The organism is Acetobacter orleanensis, assembly GCF_001581005.1.
In the GTDB taxonomy this organism is placed as follows: domain Bacteria; phylum Pseudomonadota; class Alphaproteobacteria; order Acetobacterales; family Acetobacteraceae; genus Acetobacter; species Acetobacter orleanensis.
This window is the reverse complement of sequence record NZ_LHZV01000060.1, coordinates 26,794-46,535: the sequence shown is the minus strand read 5'-3', so window position 1 is coordinate 46,535 and position 19,742 is coordinate 26,794. Positions and strand designations below refer to the sequence as shown.

At 58.2% G+C, this 19,742-nt stretch carries 18 protein-coding genes; 10 read left to right on the top strand and 8 right to left on the bottom strand.

The window, feature by feature from the left end; all coding sequences use genetic code 11:
- Positions 1-141: 141 nt before the first annotated feature.
- Positions 142-1,422, top strand: a complete 1,281-nt coding sequence (locus AD949_RS06965) for a hypothetical protein (RefSeq protein WP_048835366.1) — start codon at positions 142-144, stop codon at positions 1,420-1,422.
- Between the two features lie 161 nt (positions 1,423-1,583).
- Here the strand turns inward: AD949_RS06965 and ilvC are convergent, their stop codons facing one another.
- From ilvC to miaA, 4 genes are all read right to left on the bottom strand, one after another.
- Positions 1,584-2,603, bottom strand: a complete 1,020-nt coding sequence (gene ilvC / locus AD949_RS06960) for a ketol-acid reductoisomerase (protein WP_048835585.1) — start codon at positions 2,601-2,603, stop codon at positions 1,584-1,586.
- 57 nt (positions 2,604-2,660) lie between these two features.
- Positions 2,661-3,179, bottom strand: a complete 519-nt coding sequence (gene ilvN, locus AD949_RS06955) for an acetolactate synthase small subunit (RefSeq protein ID WP_048835367.1) — start codon at positions 3,177-3,179, stop codon at positions 2,661-2,663.
- A 70-nt stretch (positions 3,180-3,249) separates the two neighbouring features.
- Entirely contained in the window at positions 3,250-5,100 is a 1,851-nt protein-coding gene (gene ilvB / locus AD949_RS06950) for a biosynthetic-type acetolactate synthase large subunit (RefSeq protein WP_082064637.1), read from the bottom strand.
- Between the two features lie 2 nt (positions 5,101-5,102).
- A complete protein-coding gene (gene miaA / locus AD949_RS06945) occupies positions 5,103-6,134 on the bottom strand; it encodes a tRNA (adenosine(37)-N6)-dimethylallyltransferase MiaA (protein ID WP_082064638.1) in 1,032 nt (343 codons plus the stop codon).
- A 30-nt stretch (positions 6,135-6,164) separates the two neighbouring features.
- On the opposite strand from miaA, the gene serB reads away from it, so the two are divergent.
- Both serB and AD949_RS06935 read left to right on the top strand, forming a co-directional pair.
- Positions 6,165-7,058: a phosphoserine phosphatase SerB gene (serB, locus tag AD949_RS06940; RefSeq protein WP_174766769.1), complete on the top strand. Its 894-nt coding sequence runs from the start codon at positions 6,165-6,167 to the stop codon at positions 7,056-7,058.
- 52 nt (positions 7,059-7,110) lie between these two features.
- Positions 7,111-7,305, top strand: a complete 195-nt coding sequence (locus tag AD949_RS06935) for a hypothetical protein (RefSeq protein ID WP_048835369.1) — start codon at positions 7,111-7,113, stop codon at positions 7,303-7,305.
- 113 nt (positions 7,306-7,418) lie between these two features.
- On the opposite strand, the gene AD949_RS06930 is transcribed toward AD949_RS06935, so the two are convergent.
- The 3 genes from AD949_RS06930 to AD949_RS06920 all read right to left on the bottom strand — a co-directional run bounded on the left by AD949_RS06930 (position 7,419) and on the right by AD949_RS06920 (position 9,296).
- Positions 7,419-7,775, bottom strand: a complete 357-nt coding sequence (locus AD949_RS06930; RefSeq protein WP_048835370.1) for a zinc ribbon domain-containing protein YjdM — start codon at positions 7,773-7,775, stop codon at positions 7,419-7,421.
- Positions 7,776-7,899: 124 nt separating this feature from the next.
- Complete coding sequence (locus AD949_RS06925) at positions 7,900-8,157, bottom strand: hypothetical protein (RefSeq protein ID WP_048835371.1); 258 nt, start codon at positions 8,155-8,157, stop codon at positions 7,900-7,902.
- Between the two features lie 125 nt (positions 8,158-8,282).
- Positions 8,283-9,296, bottom strand: coding sequence for a mitochondrial fission ELM1 family protein (locus AD949_RS06920; protein WP_048835372.1), 1,014 nt, complete (start codon positions 9,294-9,296; stop codon positions 8,283-8,285).
- 56 nt (positions 9,297-9,352) lie between these two features.
- Between AD949_RS06920 and AD949_RS06915 the strand changes: the two genes are divergently transcribed.
- From AD949_RS06915 to AD949_RS06900, 4 genes are all read left to right on the top strand, one after another.
- Positions 9,353-10,549 (top strand): DEAD/DEAH box helicase, encoded by a 1,197-nt coding sequence (locus tag AD949_RS06915; protein WP_048835373.1) that lies wholly within the window; start codon positions 9,353-9,355, stop codon positions 10,547-10,549.
- Positions 10,533-12,533, top strand: a complete 2,001-nt coding sequence (locus AD949_RS06910; protein WP_048835374.1) for a DUF4422 domain-containing protein — start codon at positions 10,533-10,535, stop codon at positions 12,531-12,533. The genes AD949_RS06915 and AD949_RS06910 overlap by 17 nt, the downstream gene beginning before the upstream one ends.
- 5 nt (positions 12,534-12,538) lie before the next feature.
- A complete protein-coding gene (locus tag AD949_RS06905) occupies positions 12,539-13,516 on the top strand; it encodes a glycosyltransferase (RefSeq protein ID WP_052944535.1) in 978 nt (325 codons plus the stop codon).
- Positions 13,517-13,637: 121 nt separating this feature from the next.
- Positions 13,638-14,687, top strand: a complete 1,050-nt coding sequence (locus AD949_RS06900) for a M14 family metallopeptidase (RefSeq protein WP_048835375.1) — start codon at positions 13,638-13,640, stop codon at positions 14,685-14,687.
- Positions 14,688-14,735: 48 nt separating this feature from the next.
- Here AD949_RS06900 and glyA read toward each other — a convergent pair whose 3' ends face one another.
- Positions 14,736-16,025, bottom strand: coding sequence for a serine hydroxymethyltransferase (gene glyA / locus AD949_RS06895; protein WP_048835376.1), 1,290 nt, complete (start codon positions 16,023-16,025; stop codon positions 14,736-14,738).
- Positions 16,026-16,205: 180 nt separating this feature from the next.
- Between glyA and AD949_RS06890 the strand changes: the two genes are divergently transcribed.
- The 3 genes from AD949_RS06890 to AD949_RS06880 all read left to right on the top strand — a co-directional run bounded on the left by AD949_RS06890 (position 16,206) and on the right by AD949_RS06880 (position 19,722).
- Entirely contained in the window at positions 16,206-17,663 is a 1,458-nt protein-coding gene (locus AD949_RS06890; protein WP_048835377.1) for an amino acid permease, read from the top strand.
- A 140-nt stretch (positions 17,664-17,803) separates the two neighbouring features.
- Positions 17,804-18,808 (top strand): porphobilinogen synthase, encoded by a 1,005-nt coding sequence (gene hemB, locus AD949_RS06885; protein ID WP_048835378.1) that lies wholly within the window; start codon positions 17,804-17,806, stop codon positions 18,806-18,808.
- A gap of 161 nt (positions 18,809-18,969) precedes the next feature.
- On the top strand, positions 18,970-19,722 hold the full coding sequence (locus tag AD949_RS06880; RefSeq protein ID WP_048835379.1) for an arginyltransferase: 753 nt from the start codon (positions 18,970-18,972) through the stop codon (positions 19,720-19,722).
- Positions 19,723-19,742 lie beyond the last annotated feature (20 nt).

The following is a 19,742-nucleotide window of genomic DNA, read 5'->3' as shown; positions in this document are numbered from 1 at the left end:
CAAGAGCGACTGCACCCCCTCTTCGCGCAACGCTTTGTCATATTAAACACTTTCCTGTTTTCCGCCCGTGACAGTTCCCAGAACATCAGGCACTCTTTTCCGACGTCTGATCAGATCAGTGTTCGAAAGTCCGGAAATCCTATGCTGCCGTCTCTTTCCCGCCGCTTTTTTGGTCTTGGCCTGACCGGCCTGCTGGCCACCCCACGCCTTGCACGCGCCGCCACCCCTCTCATGACATCGGATGTGCCACCCCCCACGCTGGAAGTGCTGAAATGGGCGCCGGCAACACGCGCCGCCCTACAAAGCGTTATGGATGCCCACGGCCACTATGCGGAAGGGTATGACCCGAACCAGCGCCCCTATGCGGTGTTTGATTGGGATGAGACAGCCATTGTCGGCAACGTGCAGGAAACGCTGTTCCATTTCATGCTGGAACATTTCAGCTTTCTGCTGCCTGCCGAGCAATTCCGCCATCTGCTGCATGTAGGCGGCTCCGAGCACCCTCTGCCTGCACAGTTTAAAAATCTCGCTGGCCAGCCCATCATTTTTTCGGACCTGATACAGGATATTCTGGAAGATTATCGCGCCCTTGCCGCGCATTACGGCCACATGCCGCACCCCCTGCCGCGTGAAGAACTGGCGGAAGACCCGGCCTTGCAGGCCTTCCGCGCCAGAATGGTCCTCTATCATCAGGCTTTACGCGCCGTGCATGGGGAAGAAGCCGCCCAACGCGGAATTATCCGCCTGCTGGCTGGCCAGACGGTGCAGGATGTCGTGGCGCTCACCCGTGCGGCCAATGAGAGCGCACTCGGGCAATCCATTGAGCGCGTAACATGGAAAAGCCCCGCCACACGCCCCGGCAGAACAGGCCCGCTCAGCGTCACGCTGACGCAAACCCTCCGCCTGACGCCGGAAATGGCAGACCTGTTCCAGATTTTGCAGGAACAGGGGATTGACCCGGTCATCTGCACATCCTCGCTGGAAGAAAGCGTCGCTATTTTCGCAACATCTGCGGAATATGGCTATAACTTACGCCGCGAGCATATTTTTGGCGCACGGCTCAGCCAGCATAAAAAACTCTATGACCCCACAGAGGAAGCCAATTACCCCTTCCCCTTCGGTGTGGGCAAGACGGCCATCATCCACACACACATGGCCCATCGCAAACAGCCGCCGCTGATTATTTTTGCAGGGGAGGATAGTTCAGGCCACCTGCTTTCAGCATTTCCGGAAACACCGCTCTGCTGCCTGATCAACCGCAAACAGACAGTGGAGATGCAACCCTTCCTGCAAAAAGCAGTCCAGCAGCGTGGCATGGCGACACCGCGCTTTGTGCTGCAAGGGCGGGACGAAAATACGGGTGAATGGCGACCCGATGAAGCGAGTATTTTTCTGGGTGAAACCAGCCCTCACCTTCCCTAAGTGCCGGGCTTATCAAACCTCCCTCCCATACGCGCCGACGCCATACCACGCCATACCGCCTCACATCCCATTCGGTAACATAGCGTTCAGACCATAAAAAAGGCCTGCCGGAAAAATCCGACAGGCCCTTTTTAAAGACAACCAGAAACTGGCAGGCTTTTTTAGTTCTTGGTTTTGTCAACCAGACGGGATTTTGCAATCCACGGCATCATGCCACGTAGTTTTGCACCAACGACTTCAATCTGGTGCGCATCGTTATGGGCGCGCGTTGCCTTGAAGCCGACATTGCCGGACTGGTTTTCCAGAATGAAGTTACGGACGAACGTGCCGTTCTGGATGTCCGTCAGAATGCCCTTCATGGCTTTCTTGGTTTCCGGCGTAATCACGCGCGGACCGGAGACATATTCACCATACTCAGCCGTGTTGGAGATGGAATAGTTCATGTTGGCGATACCGCCTTCATAAATCAGGTCCACAATCAGCTTTGTTTCGTGCAGGCACTCGAAGTAAGCCATTTCCGGGGCGTAACCGGCTTCCACCAGCGTTTCAAAACCAGCGCGGATCAACTCGACCAGACCACCGCACAGAACAGCCTGCTCACCAAACAGATCGGTTTCCACTTCTTCCTTGAAGGTGGTTTCAATCACACCTGCACGGCCACCGCCAATGGCGGACGCGTAGGACAGGGCGATGTCCAGAGCGGAACCGGATTTGTCCTGAGCAATAGCAACCAGACAGGGAACGCCGCCGCCACGCTGATATTCAGAACGCACTGTGTGGCCGGGGCCTTTCGGGGCGATCAGGAACACATCCAGATCCGGGCGGGCTTCAATAATGCGGAAATGAATGGCCAGACCATGGGCAAAAGCCAGCGCAGCACCCTGCTTCAGGTTCTTTTCCAGAGAGTCCTTGTACAGGTTGCCCTGCCCTTCATCCGGCGTCAGCACCATGACAACATCGGCCCATGCGGCGGCTTTGTCCGGCGTCATGACCGTAAAGCCAGCCTGCTGTGCCTTTTCAACAGCGGCAGAGCCTTCACGCAGGCCGATCACGATATCCTTAACGCCGCTATCTTTCATGTTGTTGGCGTGGGCGTGGCCTTGGCTGCCGTAGCCGATAACAGCAACTTTTTTGGATTTGATCAGATTCACGTCAGAATCGCGGTCGTAATACACACGCATTGTCATATCTGTTTCTTCCTTATTCTGGCAGAGCATGCACGCTCTGCTTTTTCACCGTCAGAGGGACTGAATCGTCTGGGGTCCACGGCAGATTGCGGCAACTCCCGTGCGGGAGACTTCAACCAGCCCGAGCGGACGCATCAGCTCGATGAAACTGTCAAGTTTATCGGTAGAGCCCGTCAGTTCAAACACGAACGACGTAGCCGTTGTATCCACCGCATTGGCCCGGAACGCCTGCGCAATGCGCAGCGCCTCGGTACGGGGCTCACCGGAGGAGACGACTTTGACCATCGCCATTTCCCGCGCCACATGCGGGCCTTCCGCTGTCAGATCCACCACGCGGGAGACCGGCACCAGCCGCGCCACCTGCGCCTTGACCTGCCGGATATCCGCCGGAGTGCCGGTTGTGACGATATTGACGCGGGACTGACGCCCAACCTCATCCACCGGCGCAACCGTCAGGCTCTGAATATTGTAGCCACGGCCGGAGAACAGGCCGACAATGCGGGCCAGTGCCCCGCTTTCATTATCGACCAGAAGAGAGATGACCGCAGAGCCGGGAGTTTCCTGCTGCATTGAAAAACTTCCTGAAAACACGCCAGAACACACCGTGCGCTCGGCACGGCAAAAAAGACAAGAGGACCGATCAGACCAGCATCATGCCCTCACGCGTGACTTTCGCCCCGCGTTCTTCCTGTTCCGGACCAAGGATCATCTCATTATGCGCGGCCCCGGAGGGGATCATGGGGAAGCAGTTTTCCCCTTCTGTCACGCACAGGTCTACAACCACCGGGCCATCATGCTCAAGGGCGGCACGAATGGTGTCATCCAGCTCATCCATCCGCGTGGCGCGCAGGCCTTTGGCGTGGAAGCTTTCCGCCAGCTTTACAAAATCTGGCAAGGCATCACTATAGCTTTCGGAATAGCGGGAACCGTGCAGGAGTTCCTGCCACTGCCGCACCATGCCCATATAGTGGTTGTTGATGATAAACAGCTTAACCGGCAGACGATACTGCGCAATGGTGCCCAGTTCCTGAATATTCATCAGGGTCGAGGCCTCACCAGCAATATCCAGCACCAGCGCGTCCGGGTGCGCAATCTGCGCGCCCACGGCTGCGGGTAGACCATAGCCCATGGTGCCCAGACCGCCAGAGGTCAGCCAGCGGTTCGGCTCATCAAACCGGAAATACTGCGCCGCCCACATCTGATGCTGGCCGACTTCCGTGGAGACATAGGTTTCACGCCCTGTCTCACGCGCTAGTTCATAAATGCGTTGGATCGCCTGCTGCGGCTTGATGACGGCATCTGGAGCCTGATCCTGCGTAAACCGCAGGCAGTTCAGCGCCCGCCACGCCTCGATCTGCTCCCACCATGCCGCCAGATCAGCCTGATGCGCGTAAGCGGGTGTTGCATCCCACTCCTCGATCATCATTTCGATAATCCGCCCGGCATCGCCCACAATCGGCTGATCAACGGGGATGATCTTGTTGATCTGGGAGACATCAATATCCGCGTGAATCTTGAAGGAATCAGGGGAGAACGCGTCCACCCGGCCTGTCACGCGGTCATCAAACCGGCTACCCAGCGCAATCAGCACATCACAACCGTGGGTTGCCAGATTGGCTTCATACATGCCGTGCATGCCGAGCATACCCAGATACTGCTTATCATTCCCCGGATAGGCCCCAAAGCCCATCAGCGTGCAGGTAATGGGAAAGCCCGTCAGCTTCACCAGCTTTCGCAGATTTTCACAGGCTTTCGTGCCCGCGTTAATCACGCCGCCGCCTGTGTAGAACAGCGGACGGCGCGCGGCCTTCATGGCGGCAACGGCGCGCTTTACGGCCTCACGGTCCGGCTCAGCCGTGCCTTTGGCAACGCGCATGGGTGTCTGGCTGGCCGGAATATACGGGGCATTGCCCACCGTAATATTCTTGGGCAGATCAATCAGCACCGGGCCGGGGCGGCCAGAACGGGCAATGGTAAAGGCCTCGTGCACTGCCGGGGCCAGATCTTCCGGCTTGCGCACCAGATAATTGTATTTCGTGACCGGACGGGTAATGCCCGTGGTGTCTGCTTCCTGAAAAGCATCATTCCCGATCAGGGACGCGGGCACCTGCCCGGACAGACAGACCAGCGGGATGGAATCCATCAGCGCATCCAGCAGGCCGGTCACCGCATTGGTGGCGCCGGGTCCGCTGGTGACGAGCACAACGCCCACCTTGCCAGTGGAGCGGGCATAGGCTTCTGCTGCGTGGACGGCCGCCTGCTCGTGCCGCACCAGAATGTGGCGAATACGGTTCTGTTTAAACAGAGCATCGTAAATCGGCAGCACAGCCCCGCCGGGGTAGCCGAAAATAACTTCCACACCCTGCTCATCCAGCGCGCGCATAAGGACTTCAGCACCCGAAAGGGTCTGGAGTTTCTGTGCATCGGGTGCGGAGGAGGCGGTGTGCGGTGTCATCTTATCCTGTTCTCCCGTGAAAGGGGTGGGTCGCATCTTTAAGGAATCTGCTCGCTAGCGTCAATCCCGGAAAGAATAAAAGAAATAATTTTACTCCAATTTCTTTCCGAAAATTTCTCAAACTCAGGCATGCACGTATCAAGATCATATGTGAGGCCCGGTTTAGTCAGGTCATGATGCGCAAACCATGTAGCCTGCCGCCGCGTGTAACGGCCTGTTGCAAGAACGGCGAGGCGCACGGCATCTTCTTCCGAAATCTCACCGCGCAGCATGGCCGCAAGCTCGGGCACCCCATGCGCCCGCATGGCTGGCAGGGCCGGGTCCAGCTTCTGGGCCAGCAGTGCCTGCACCTCTGCCACCGCGCCGTGCTGCATCATGCTTTCAAACCGCTGCGCGATTCTGGCGCGCAACTCCGGGCGGGGCGGGAGCAAACGCAGCGCGACAAAGCGGCATGGTGCCGGGGGCAGACCCGGCTGAGCCTGCCACCAAGCCAGACTGCGGCCCGTGCCACGCCAGACCTCCCACGCGCGGGAAACCCGCTGCGAGTCAACCGGCTGCAACCGCGCCGCCATATCCGGGTCCACCTCAGCCAGCCGCGCATGGAGCGCGGGCGCACCCTCTTCCGCCACCAGAGCGCGGGCTTCCGTTCGTGCGGCCTCACCACAATCAGGAATTTCAGCCAAACCGTCTGTCAGGGCGCGCATATACATCCCTGTGCCGCCACACAGAATGGGGAGACGGCCTGCGGCCCATGCGTCCTCCATGGCGGCGAGCGCCTGCGTGCGCCACCATGCCACGCTGCCTTTTTCCGCTGCGGGCAGAACACCATAAAGCCGGTGTGGGACAGCCTGCTCATCCGCGGCGTCCGGGCGAGCCGTCAGCACGTGCAGGTCCCGATAAACCTGCATGGAATCCGCATTGATAATGGTGCCGCCAAGCGCCTTTGCCACAGCAAGAGCTAGAGCGGATTTGCCCGAGCAGGTCGGCCCGGCAATGATCAGGGCGGGGAGGAGCAGGGCTGGAGCGAGCAGGGCCGCGGGTTGGGTTGTCTGGTCTTCCGCTTGCTTCATGCGGTCATTCCTGTCACACACCGATGTGAAATGATGAGCCTCGTTCTAACACTTGTCGCACAACGCGACGCCACCACCCTTGATGCCGCCACCATTGCCCTCGCGTGTGAGGTGATGGAAGCGACTGAGAACGCCACCCTTCTCTCACCAGAAGAAGCGGTGGACATCCCCTGCCCTGCCACAGCAACCGAGCGGTTACCTGCCCTGCGTGCGGCACTAGAAGGTCGGGCGATTGATGCGGTCCTGACACATCAGGCCAGCCGACGCAAACGCCTGCTGGTGTCAGACATGGACAGCACCATTGTGGCGAATGAAACACTGGATGATCTGGCGACCCACGCAGGCATTGGCGAAAAAATTGCCGCCATCACCACACGCTCCATGAATGGGGAGATGGATTTTGCCACCGCCCTGCGGGAACGCGTGGCGTTGCTGAAAGGCTTTCCGGCCAGCCTGCTGGAAAAAGCGTGGAAAGACGTCACCCTGAACGAAGGGGCGAAAACACTGGTGCAGACCATGCGTACGCACGGGACGCATACAGCCCTTGTGTCTGGCGGTTTCACCTTCTTTACCTCCCGCGTAGCAGGCCTGTGTGGGTTTGATGAAGACCACGCAAACACGCTGCTGGTGGATGATGCACAGGGTATTCTGACGGGTGAGACCGGGCACCCGGTCCTCGGGCCGGAAACCAAGCTGGCCCTGCTGGACCGTTTAGCGGCGAAGCATGGCATTCCCACAGCGGAAACTCTGGCCATCGGAGATGGTGCGAATGATCTGCCCATGCTGAAAAAAGCCGGGCTGGGGCTGGCGTTTCATGCCAAGCCGGTTGTGCGCAAAGCCATTGCGGCGCAGATCAACCAGACGTCACTCAGAACAGCCCTGTTCGCCCAAGGCTACCCTGCCACGGCTTTTTCAGGCACATAGCTTCAGATAGCAAGACCGCACACCGCATAGCCCACAGGAAGGAAACCACACCATGCAGCTTGACCCGCGTGATCTGTCTTCCTTCCCCATTGTCCGCATCCTTCTGGTTGCGACAGGCTGTGCCCTGCTGGCCTACTGCATTCAGTATTATCTGGTTCTGCCGCCCGACTCTCCAGAGCATGTCATGCGGCATATGGCCGCCCTTATTGTCGGCACGCTCATTTTGCTCGGCACAATCTGGGTCTGACGTAAAAACGGCCCGCAACAGGCCGCCTGATTTTTCTGGGCGTCTGTTCGGGCCGCTTTTTGCGCTCTTGGAGCAGGCAGGATTTCAGCAGATTTTACGGACCTGTCAGAGCTTCAGGATTTTTTCACAAACTCGGATTTCAGGTTCATCGCGCCAATGCCGGGGATCTTGCAGGCAATATCATGCCCATCTCCGCCGTCTGTCAGACGAATGCCCTTAACCTTCGTGCCGCCCTTCACCACCAGAGATGACCCCTTGACCTTCAGATCCTTGATCACGGTCACAGTATCCCCATCAGCCAGAACATTGCCGTTGGCATCACGGATTTCCGCTGTGCCGTCCGCGCCCCCGCCTTGTGCGCCCTCTGTCTGCTGGCTCCATTCGTGCCCGCATTCCGGGCAGATCCACAATGCGCCATCCTGATACGCATAGGTGGAACTGCATTTGGGGCACTTAACGTCACTATCCATCATCAGCCTCGTTGTTATGGAGCGGTTCTAAAGCACGGATACCGCGCCTGTCCTACCCCCTCATGAGTGCAGGCTACGCGGCAGAACAAACACCGTGTTCAGGCTTTATTTATTGCGTATCAGATTATTGCGTATCAGACGTGCGCCCTGTCCACAGCCACAGGACAAGGGGCGGCACGAAAAAATACAGGGCCACGGCAACAATCAGCAGCCGCAGTTCAAACATCAGGTCCGTATGCAGAACGCTACGGCAGAAAATATTGGCAAGCCCCAGCATAAGAGCCACACACACAAAGCCACCCAGATTGGCCAGAAAAGACCGTCCTGCGTTAATTTGCGCAAGGGTTCTGAACACCACGCCATTCGGTTGCTGCTTGTTCATGGCTTTTCCTCTGGTTCTGCTGTGTCTGTTTCTCTTAAGCGCCTGCGGACGGGAAGTCACGGACCGATCTGCGAAAGGCAGCCCCCAGAAACCCGGACGTAGAAACCCGGGCGTAGAACGCGGACCTAGAAACCCAACCGTCTATGCAGGGCCTCCACAAGTTCCGGCGTATCATCCAGCGGGGTTACGGCCCATGGGGCCATGTCCCGCACAGAGGATTGAGCATCCAGCATGCGGATACGCCCCGCCGCTGCCAGTTCCCGCAAAAAATGCGCAATGCGGCGGGAACGCCCCGGCAAGGGGAAGACAAAGACACTGGCCGGTCCCGCCACGGCCTCGGACACCATGGAGACACTATCCATGGTCACCACCAAACTGTCCGCACAGGCAACCAACCCGCGATAGGGGTTTTCCCCCTCACCATTCCAGACTGTACCGCCTGCCGCTTCCACCCGCTCCGTCAGCACCCGCAGGGCTTCGGGGTCTGTCCGGCGAGACGGTGTGACAATCAGGCTTCCGCCCTGCGCTTTGACGGCCTGCGCCAGCAGCGTCCCCAGCCTGTGGGCTTCCGGCACGCCAAACGTGAAACGCCCGTTGGAACCCCCGACCAGCCCGGCAATAAGCGGACGCGGCAGATCCGCAAAACGCGGCGCCCATACAGCGCGAGCCTGCGCCAGCACCTCCGGCGTCAGGCCATGCAGGGCCGTGCGTCCCAGCAGGACATTCGGACCGGTAATCTCATCATGCGTGCAAGCCACAACCAGATCAAACCGCTCTAAAGACTGGCGCGGGTTTTGTACCTGCACCACGGGCCGCCGCCCCGGCACACGCAACGCCGCCCCTACTGCCCCCCCTTTGCCGCCAATGCTGATGACAACATCAGCCCGCGCCAGTTCCGGCAGGGTTTCAAACGGCATCCCATTGGCTGTTTGCAGAAAAGGGCGCGCCAGACGCTGCGGACCAGCCAGCATCAAGCGCGCTAAACGAGAGGGGCTGACCGCCTGAAAACTATTCTCCCACCCGGCGCGGGCAGCGAGCCCCAGAGCCTGAGAGCGCATCCCCGCAAAGTCTTCTCCTACCACCAGAGCGGAGACAGGGTTTGAACCCGGCACCTTTCCGGCATATACGTCTTCAGCCATTCAGGCTCCCCTGCTTGTTTTTATTTCACACCCGGTCAGGACGGATACCACACAGCATGTCCAACAGCTTTGAGGCAATGGGCCTTCTGCCGTCTTTGTGCACATGGGCCGCACAGGCTGGCATGGAAGAACCCACCCCCATCCAGCAAGCCGCCATTCCCGCGGCCCTTGCCGGGAAAGATCTTCTGGCCATTGCGCCAACAGGCACTGGTAAAACCGCCGCTTATGCCCTGCCCATGCTGCAACAGCTTCTGGAAAGCAAACGCGCGCTGGACTGTCTGGTGGTTGTGCCAACGCGTGAACTGGCTTTACAGACCGCCCGTGTTTTCCGCACCTGTCTGGGCCAGAAGGCCGATAACTCCCGCCAGAAAGCAGGCACCGTTGCGGTTATTCCGCTCTATGGCGGTGCAGACCGGACGCATCAGGCCGAACGCCTACTGCATGATGGTCCGCGTGTGCTGATTGCCACCCCCGGCCGCCTGCTGGACTTTGCGGAAGGTGGGGAAATCCTGCTTGAGTCGTGCACGCGTGTCGTCATGGATGAAGGGGACCGCCTTTTCTCCCCAGAGTTTTTTGAAGAAAGTGCAGCCATTGTCAGTCTGCTGCCCCCTGTACGGCAGACGCTGTTTTTCTCCGCAACCCTGCCAGACGCGCTGAAGCAGACCATCCAGCAACTCCTGCGGCGGCCTGAAGAAATCCGCATTACGCGGTCTACTGACAAACGCGGCCCCATCCGGCAAGGTGCGCTGTTTCTGGAGCCTGCGCAGAAAACGGGCTTCCTGCGCCAGTTCTTCATGCGTGACCGCACAAACCGGGCCATTGTGTTTGTCAAAACCAAAGCGGAAGCAGACCAGTTGGCCGCCACACTCAAAAAGGCTCGTGTACAGGCCGCCCCTCTGCATGCTGATCTCTCTCAAACCCAGCGCAATGCAACCGTTGCCAGTTATGAAGCTGGTAAAATCATGGTGCTGGTGGCAACGGATATTGCCGCCCGTGGTCTGGATCTGCCTGCCGTGAAAACCGTGGTGAATTATGACCCGCCCGATCAACCCGAAGCCTATCTGCACCGCATCGGCCGCACAGGCCGCGCAGGCCAGACCGGCTCCGCCCTGACCCTGTGCGCGGCGGCCGAACGCAAAAAACTGCGGCAGATTGAACTCGGAGCGTCTGTCCGCTTGCGTATTCTCTCGCAGGAACAAGCACTGCCTGACGCACCAGAGGCTAAACCGACCCCAAGTGCGCCGCGTAGTTGAAAACCTGCTGCCCGTCACACATCCGGCACTTGAACACGGGCATAAAAGAGTAGACCATAAATTTCATGATTTGCACGAAGAGCGCCCGATGAGCACACGCCAGACTGACTTAGGCCCAGTTCATATCTATGTCTGCCATCACGCTGCGGGCTTTGCTTTTGAAGATGACGTCTTCCGTCCCATTCAGGTAGGCCGGGCTCTGGCCAGCATGTCTCTCCCCATGCGCGGGGATGATACGGGTGACAATATTTCCAGAAGAAATAAGGAATATTGTGAACTGACAGCTCTGTACTGGGCATGGAAAAATGATCCGGATGCGGCATGGATCGGCTTCATGCATTACCGCCGGTTTCTGGACTTTGCCTGCACAGGGCAGAAACCGGACCAGTACGGCTGCATCACTCTCGCGGATATGACCCCCCAGACCCTAAAACAAATGGGCCTGAACGCCGCGACTGTCCGCAAAACGATTGAAAATACACCTAACGCCTGCGCCATTCTTCCAGATAAATGGTCCGTGCGGAACGTCGGCTTTACATCGTTCTATCAGCATTATGTAGAAGCCGATTATCACTATGCGCATGATCTGACCCTAACCCGCGCGGTGATTGCCGACCTCTATCCGGAAGACCTGGACGCTTTTGATACCGTCATGGCGGCGGATGAGGGCTACTTCACTAACGTCTTTGTCTTCCGGCGTGATCTGTTTGATACATACTGCCACTGGCTGTTCTCCATTCTTGCTGAAGTGGAGCGCAAAGCCGACCTGACCAACTATTCCGCTCAGGCCCGCCGGATTTACGGCTATCTGGGAGAGCGGCTGTTTAACGTCTTCATGGCCTCCCCCCATGTACCCAAGGACGGTCTGATCGAGCGCGCCCGCTGCTTTTTTGAAAACACAAAAACCGGCAAGGAATTCGCACTTCCCAAAAGCCCTGTGGCTCCGGCAAAAAATGCCGTAACCATTGTGACCGCAGCGGATGAAAACTTTGTGCCGCATCTGGCGGCTTTGCTGGAATCCATCAAAGCCTCCTTCAATCCAGATCATTTTCTGGACCTTGTTGTACTAGATGGGGGAATCCCCCCCCTCAAGCGCAGCCTGCTCAAAAAGCAGTTTCATATCGGTCTGCCTGCCAGCAAAGGCAGCCTGACTTTTCTGGACTGCCAGCATATGTATCGCGGCATCAGCACACATATGCACTTCTCTCCGGCCACGTTCTACCGGCTGTCTCTTGGCCTGTTGCTGCGGAGCCATGATCGCGCGCTTTATATCGATTGCGATACCATTGTTCTGGCTGATGTGTGCCGCCTGTGGGACACGCCGCTGGACGGCGCAGTACTTGGTGCCACCCCAGACTTGATCATGAAAAATTTTGTGAATGCAGGCATCCGCTCCATGGAGGAAACAGGCGCCCTGCCCGCCAGCCGCTATCTGAGCGATTATCTGGGGCTACAGGGTAAGGGAGAGTCCTACTTTCAGGCAGGCGTTATCCTGTTTGACCTCGCAGCCTTCCGGGCCGCCAATATTTCCGATGCCGCCGTCCATGATCTGAGCAACCGGCGCTACTGGTTTCTGGATCAGGATATTCTGAACAAGTATCTGGTCGGCAAAGTCAAAATGCTGGATACGTCATGGAACTGCGTCAATAGTATTCGGGAAATTTTCCCGCATCTGAATGCCGACTGGCGGGCCAAGGTTCTGGAAGACCTCAAAGACCCCAAAATTGTGCATTATGCCGGGTATGAAGCTAAGCCTTGGAACAACCGCAACGCACCCCTAAGCTTTTTCTACTGGTTCTTCCTACGCAAGACCTTCTGGTATGAATCCGTCTTTAACGGTGAGACTGGACCGGGGGATGACCCGGTTATTCCCTTCCGTCACAGTCTGTTGCGCCGTGTGCTAACGCGCGGCTGGCACCTTATGCCGCGCCCCCTGCGTAAGCCTTTGTCCGGCGTTGCATCCCGCCTCAAGCAGGCCTTGTAAGCCGTATGCTACCGTCCACCGCCCCGCGCGCCGACCAGACGCCATGCCGCGTGACAGCCGTTATTGTCACCTGCAACCGGCTGAGTATGCTGAAAACCGTTCTGGACCATACGCTTGCACAGAACTTCTCAGCCGTGGTGGTGGTCAACAATGCCAGTCAGGACGGCACGCGGGACTGGCTGGAAACACAGACTGACCCGCGCCTGCATTGCCTGCATGAGCCTATAAATAGCGGTGGTGCCGGAGGGTTTGCCCGTGGCATGGACTATGCGGCGCACCAAACCGGATGTGACTGGCTGGTCTGTTTTGATGATGATGCGTGGCCTCAACCCGGTGCGTTAAACCTGTTTCAGTCTCTCCCTCTGCCTCCCTCTGTGGGCGCGGTTGCGGCTGCGGTCTATTTTCCCAGCGGCGCGGTGTGTGACATGAACCGCCCCGGCATTAACCCTTTTGCGAGTATCGGGAAATTCTTCCAACTCGTAAAAAGCCGCAAGCGCACCTTTGCCATTGACCCCGCGGCTTACCAGCAGAGCAAAGCGGTGCCGGTCGATTACGCATCTTTCGTCGGTTTTTTTGTCCGGGCTGATCTGGTGCGTGGGCCGCTGGGCCTGCCGCAGAAAGACCTGTTCATCTATGCGGATGACACACTTTACGCATGGAAATTACGGTGTCTTGGCCAGAAAATTCTGTTTGTACCGGGCATCCGCTTCACACATGACTGTAAAACTACGGTCAGCTTTGCGCGCAACCGATGGAAAATTTACTACATCGTCAGAAACAGAATTCTTTTTTACAAAAAAATTGCCGGATGGCTATTTGCACCTTTTGCGCCGTTGCTGCTGCTGAGTGTGCTGAAACTTTACTGTAAAAACAGACACACGCCCCATATCCGCGCTTTGATACTGGCAGGCCTGCGGGACGGTCTGCGCAGTGATACCAGCCGTACGCATACCAACATTATGGCCCTCTCTGGCGAGTCGTGATCGGCGGTGGGATTGCAGCCTGAGCAAAGGGGGATAATACTTTCCCGGCCATGCTGTGCTTTATCCCCTCATCTGGCGAAAACGCCGCCCCGCTACGCCCCATAACAGGCTGGGTTTCGTCATGAGTTGTGCGTCCCGTCGCCAGACCACGCAACAGGGACGCATCCGCCTTCGTACCCTTTCTGAAACACTCCCTCCGCCTCAACTTCCGCTGCCGCACTTTGACATTGCGCTTCTCCCGCCAGACCTCACCCCATGGCAGAGTGGCAATTGCGGGATTCCGGGCGTGTATCATTTTGAAGCGCAACGCCCCGGCCCGCATGTCGCCATTACGGCCCTTATGCACGGCAACGAATATAGCGGGGCCTATGCGTTGGCTGACTTGCTCACCCAAGCGGTGCGCCCCGACCGCGGCCGCCTCAGCTTGATTTTCCTCAATCTGGAAGCCTTTGCACGGTTTGACCCGGCACGCCCCACCCTCTCCCGCTTTGTTGATGAGGATATGAACCGCCTGTGGATGCCGGAACTGATCGCCTCCTCTCAGACATCGTACGAAATGGAGCGTGTGCGGGCTGTCACGCCGCTTCTTAAAACGGTGGATGCCCTGCTTGATCTGCATTCCATGCTCTGGCCTGCCGCCCCGCTTTTTCTGAGCAACATGACAGAAAAAAGCCGCACGCTGGCCTCGGCACTTTCCGCCTCTCAGCCACCGCCGCCCCTTGTGGTGCAGGATTATGGGCATGAGGAAGGCCCACGGCTGATTGACTATGTGCGCTTTGCCTCCAACCGCACGGCGGCCAAAGCCTGCCTACTGGAAGCCGGACAGCACTGGCAGCCGGAAGCCGCCGCACTGGCAGGACGTGTCTGCCGCGCCTTTCTGCAACAGATGGGTCTGCAACAGATGGGCACACCCTCCGCCGCCGCCCTCCGCACACCAGTCCGCCAGAAAATACGGCACGTTACGGTGACAGACACTGTGCTGGCGCTGACGTCCCGTTTTGTTTTTGTCAAAACATTCCGTAGCGGAGATCTGATTAAAAAATCGGGAACATTACTGGCATTTGACGGGCCTGAAGAAATCAGAACGCCCTATGATAACTGCCTGCTGGTTATGCCAAACCTCAGACCAATGCGCGGCCATACCGCCGTGCGGCTGGCGCGCGCGCACTGAAAAATCTGAGACCAGAGCAAACGCCCCAGTCTCAGACAGTTCTCGTTTTTAGCGGTTATAAATCGGGAAACGAGCGCAGAGCGCACGCACGCGGTCATGCACGGCGTTTTCCACGGCGGTATCGCCTTCCCCACCGGACGCGGCCAGAGCGGTCAGCACTTCGTCAATCATTTCGCCAATCTGACGGAACTCTGCTTCCCGGAAGCCACGCGCCGTAGCTGCCGGGCTGCCCAGACGCACACCAGAGGTAATGGCAGGCTTTTCCGGGTCAAACGGAATGGCGTTTTTGTTGGCGGTAATACCGGCACGTTCCAGAGCATGTTCGGCAGCTTTGCCGGTCACGTTCTTGGGCCGCAGATCGACCAGAAGCAGGTGAGAGTCCGTCCCGCCCGTCACGATATCAAAGCCCCGCTCCACCAGAACTTCCGCCAGAACATTGGCGTTTTTCTGAACGGCTTTCTGGTATTCCTTGAATTCCGGCTGAAGTGCCTCACCAAATGCCACGGCCTTACCGGCGATGACATGCATCAGCGGGCCACCCTGCAGACCGGGGAAAACGGCTGAGTTGATCTTTTTGGCCAGAGCCTCATCATTCGTCAGGATCAGGCCACCACGCGGGCCGCGCAGCGTTTTATGCGTGGTGGATGTGACCACATGCGCATGCTCAAGCGGGTTCGGATACAGGCCAGCGGCCACCAGACCAGCAAAATGAGCCATATCGACCATCAGGAACGCGCCAACTTCATCCGCAATGCGGCGGAAGCGGGCGAAGTCGATAATGCGCGGATAGGCAGAACCACCGGCCACAATCAGGGTCGGCTTGGTCTCACGGGCCAGACGCTCCATTTCCTCGTAATCGAGCAGACCGTCTTCCTTACGCACGCCATACTGCACGGCGTTGAACCATTTGCCGGAATAGTTCGGCGCAGCACCGTGCGTCAGGTGCCCACCGGCCGCAAGGCTCATGCCCAGAATGGTATCACCCGGTTTGGAGAGCGCCATGAACGCGGCCTGATTGGCATTGGCGCCAGAATGCGGCTGCACGTTGGCAAAGCCTGCACCGAACAGGGTTTTGACGCGCTCAATAGCCAGCGTCTCGATTTTATCGACTTCGGAGCACCCGCCATAATAGCGGCGGCCGGGATAGCCTTCCGCATATTTGTTGGTCAGAACGCTGCCCTGGGCCTGCAACACGGCTTCAGACACCATGTTTTCGCTGGCAATCAGTTCAATGCCGTCCTGCTGCCGCTTCAGCTCACTGGCAAGTGCGGCCGCAACATCCGGATCCGTCTTTGTAACCGGCGCGTGAAAAAAACGATCCAGATCCGTATGGCTCATCAGGAGCTCCTCATTTTATCTCTTCAACCGCCCCGTACACTGTCCTGTGAAATGCCGGGCCGTTCGTTACGTTTAAAACACATCTTGCTAAGAGAGGCACTCTAGCCTCTCTATGGGACGAAGACCACCAATTGCTCTATACGTGGTTTTCTTCACGGTCGAGACAGGAGAGAAAAGTCTATGACGCAAAGGCCTGCATCCTCCGCAGCGTCATTCCTTACGCGCTGCATGCCTTTAGACAAGCTAGAAACCTCGCAGGGTCTTAAGCGTGTTCTTGGTCCGGGTAGTCTTGTTGCCCTTGGCGTAGGGGCCACCATCGGCGCTGGTCTTTTTTCCCTGACCGGCATCGCGGCTTCTGAAAATGCCGGACCAGCGGTTGTCCTCTCTTTCCTGATCGCGGCCATTGCCTGCGGATTCGCAGGACTTTGCTATAGTGAACTCGCCAGCATGATCCCCATTGCTGGCAGCGCCTACACCTACGCTTACGTGACACTCGGTGAGTTGATGGCGTGGATTATCGGGTGGGATCTCGTGCTGGAATACGCAGTCGGGGCGGCAACAGTGGCGGTCAGTTGGTCGCGCTATGTCGTCTCGCTTCTGGATTCGTGGGGGCTGGTGCTCCCGCCACGCCTCACAGCCTCCCCTTTCGAGACCGTGCAGATGCCCGATGGCAGCCTGACAACCGGACTGATGAATCTACCGGCCGTGTTCATTATCATGCTGGTCTCCATGATTCTCATTCGGGGTATTTCTCAGTCCGCCAAGGTCAACGCAGTGATTGTGGTGATCAAGCTGCTGGTGATCGCCGCATTTATCGGATTCGGCATCGCCTACATCAACCCGGGCAATTATCACCCGTTTATCCCGCCGAATAATGGCACGTTTGGCCATTATGGCTGGTCTGGCATTATGCGGGCCGCGGGCACCATCTTCTTCGCCTATGTCGGGTTTGATGCGGTTTCCACCACGGCGCAGGAAACCAAAAACCCGGCGCGGGATATGCCGATCGGCATTCTCGGCAGCCTGCTGGTCTGCTCTCTGGCCTATATTGCCTTCTCTTTCGTCATGACAGGTCTGGTCAATTACAAGGACATGCTGGGGGATGCCGCCCCTGTGGCCACGGCCATTAACCACACCCCCTATCACTGGCTTCAGCTTGCGATAAAAATCGGCATTATCTGTGGCTTCACCTCCGTTCTGCTGGGCATGTTGCTGGGCCAGAGCCGCGTGTTTTTTGCCATGTCGCGGGATGGTCTGCTGCCGCCCATGTTCAGCCGCACACACCCCAAGTTTGATACGCCGTGGCTGTCCAACATCTTCTTCATGATCATCACCTGCCTGCTGAGTGCCTTCCTGCCCATTTCCGACCTTGGACATATGACCTCCATCGGCACGCTGCTGGCCTTTGTTCTGGTCTGTGCGGGCGTTATGGTCCTGCGCCGGAAGTCTCCAGATGCGCCCCGTGCCTTCCGCGTTCCGGGCGGGGATATCATCCCGGTTCTGGGCATCCTCTGCTGCTCCGCCGTTATGGTCTCACTGGATAAATTGACATGGGTGCGGCTGATTGTGTGGCTTGCCATCGGCATGGTCATCTATCTGGGCTACGGCCGCCACCGCAGCATTCTTGCGCGGTCCTGACACTCACCTGCATGGGGTTGCATAACACGGGGAGCGGCGCATACTCCCTCCCCGCTGTTCACCCCCGTCGGGTTTCTGTCTGATCTGGCCCCGCATGCCCGGCCTGTCAGCACGACCCGGCACGCAATGGAGATTCCGCCATGCTGGCTGGTCGCTTCCCTCAGGCCCGCCCTCGCCGTAACCGCTTTGATGATTTCACACGCAGACTGGTTGCTGAATCCTCTCTGGGCATCAATAACCTGATCTGGCCGATTTTTTTCATGGAAGGCACAAACTCCGTAACGGATGTAGCCTCCATGCCCGGCGTGCAGCGCGTCACGCTGGACCGATTGGCCGCCCATGTGGAGCCCGCCGCCAAGCTTGGTATCCCGGCTCTGGCGCTGTTCCCCATCACGCCGTCTGAAGCCCGGAATGAAACAGGATCCGAAGCCCTGAACCCGGACAATCTGATGTGCCGGGCCTCTCGCCTCCTCAAAAAAGAATTCCCCAACGTCGGGCTGATCGGGGATGTCGCTCTCGACCCCTACACCAGCCACGGTCATGACGGCATTATTCGTGACGACTATGTAGTGAATGATGAGTCCGTCACCATTCTCGCCCAGCAGGCCGTCAATCAGGCTGCCGCCGGGGTGGATATCCTCGCTCCGTCCGACATGATGGATGGCCGCATTGGCAGCTTCCGCGCGGAACTGGACAAAAACGGGTTTGTTGATACCCGCATCATGTCCTACGCCGCCAAATATGCCAGCGCGTTCTACGGCCCGTTCCGTGACGCTCTGGGGTCCGGCAATCTGCTGAAAGGCGACAAAAAGACCTACCAGATGGACCCCGCCAACAGCGATGAAGCTCTGCGTGAAGTCGAGATGGATATTGCCGAAGGGGCCGACATGGTCATGGTCAAACCGGGCATGCCATATCTGGATATTATCCGCCGGGTGCGGGACACGTTTGCCGTGCCGACCTTCGCCTATCAGGTGTCTGGGGAATACGCGATGCTGATGGCCGCCATCCAGAATGGCTGGCTGGACCATGAGCGCGCTGTGATGGAAAGCCTGCTGGCCTTCCGCCGGGCTGGCGCGCATGGCGTGTTGACCTATTTTGCGGTGGAAGCCGCAGAGCGCATCAAACAGACATACGGCGTTTAAACAGCCGCCGGAGCCTCCGCGCTCCGGCCACCACCTGCATCGCCTTTCTGTGAAACACCTTTTTGGCTGAAAGCGCGTGCGGTGCAGACGGTGCTGCTGTTACAGTCTGGCAGGCTGGTTTTCCGCCCGCAATCTGCCACTCTTTCCCCCGGACAGGACGCATGGTTTCCACGCTGCGACACGCGCAGTTTTTTTATACCACCCCGCCCCAGCCCTGCCCGTATCTTCCCGGACAGGTGGAGCGCAAGGTCATTGCGGACCTCGCTGTCCCCAACGCGGACGCCCTGCATAACCGCCTCTCCCGTGCTGGGTTCCGGCGCAGCCATACGCTGGCTTACACGCCGGTCTGTGAAAACTGCTCCGCCTGCACACCCATCCGCATTCCCGTAGCGCGCTTTGCGCCGGACCGCACACAGCGCCGCATCCTACGCCATAATGCGGACCTGCAGGCCCGATGCCTCCCGCCTGTCACCACGCCAGAACAATACGCGCTCTTCCGCCGCTATCAGACCGCCCGCCACACAGAAGGCGATATGGCCACCATGACAGCGGAAGACTATCGCAGCATGGTGGAAGACACGCCTGTGGAAACAATGCTGTTTGAATTCCGATCCGACGTAGGAGAATTACTGATCGTCAGCCTGATCGACCGGCTGGAAGACGGGCTATCCGCCGTTTACAGTTTTTACGACCCAGACCAGCCCCATCGCTCACTTGGCACGTTGGCCATCCTGTTTCTGATTGAGGAAACGGCCAGACTGGGACTTCCTTACCTGTATCTAGGCTACTGGATTCAGGAAAGCCGGAAAATGTCCTACAAATCCCGCTTCCGCCCTGCTGAAATTCTGAGGCAAGGCCTCTGGCGCACGCTGGAAGACGCTTTACAGTCAAGCCACGAAACGCGCCCTGCCTGACAGACGCCGAGGGCAATCAT

Coding starts and splice junctions, on each gene's coding strand:
- serB (WP_174766769.1), top strand. CDS start 6,165: ATGATGAGCCTCGTTCTAACACTTGTCGCACAACGCGACGCCACCACC.
- AD949_RS06905 (WP_052944535.1), top strand. CDS start 12,539: ATGCTACCGTCCACCGCCCCGCGCGCCGACCAGACGCCATGCCGCGTG.
- AD949_RS06930 (WP_048835370.1), bottom strand. CDS start 7,775: ATGGATAGTGACGTTAAGTGCCCCAAATGCAGTTCCACCTATGCGTAT.
- AD949_RS06900 (WP_048835375.1), top strand. CDS start 13,638: ATGAGTTGTGCGTCCCGTCGCCAGACCACGCAACAGGGACGCATCCGC.
- AD949_RS06965 (WP_048835366.1), top strand. CDS start 142: ATGCTGCCGTCTCTTTCCCGCCGCTTTTTTGGTCTTGGCCTGACCGGC.
- miaA (WP_082064638.1), bottom strand. CDS start 6,134: ATGAAGCAAGCGGAAGACCAGACAACCCAACCCGCGGCCCTGCTCGCT.
- AD949_RS06915 (WP_048835373.1), top strand. CDS start 9,353: ATGTCCAACAGCTTTGAGGCAATGGGCCTTCTGCCGTCTTTGTGCACA.
- hemB (WP_048835378.1), top strand. CDS start 17,804: ATGCTGGCTGGTCGCTTCCCTCAGGCCCGCCCTCGCCGTAACCGCTTT.
- glyA (WP_048835376.1), bottom strand. CDS start 16,025: ATGAGCCATACGGATCTGGATCGTTTTTTTCACGCGCCGGTTACAAAG.
- AD949_RS06890 (WP_048835377.1), top strand. CDS start 16,206: ATGACGCAAAGGCCTGCATCCTCCGCAGCGTCATTCCTTACGCGCTGC.
- AD949_RS06880 (WP_048835379.1), top strand. CDS start 18,970: ATGGTTTCCACGCTGCGACACGCGCAGTTTTTTTATACCACCCCGCCC.
- AD949_RS06935 (WP_048835369.1), top strand. CDS start 7,111: ATGCAGCTTGACCCGCGTGATCTGTCTTCCTTCCCCATTGTCCGCATC.
- AD949_RS06920 (WP_048835372.1), bottom strand. CDS start 9,296: ATGGCTGAAGACGTATATGCCGGAAAGGTGCCGGGTTCAAACCCTGTC.
- ilvC (WP_048835585.1), bottom strand. CDS start 2,603: ATGCGTGTGTATTACGACCGCGATTCTGACGTGAATCTGATCAAATCC.
- ilvN (WP_048835367.1), bottom strand. CDS start 3,179: ATGCAGCAGGAAACTCCCGGCTCTGCGGTCATCTCTCTTCTGGTCGAT.
- AD949_RS06925 (WP_048835371.1), bottom strand. CDS start 8,157: ATGAACAAGCAGCAACCGAATGGCGTGGTGTTCAGAACCCTTGCGCAA.
- ilvB (WP_082064637.1), bottom strand. CDS start 5,100: ATGCGACCCACCCCTTTCACGGGAGAACAGGATAAGATGACACCGCAC.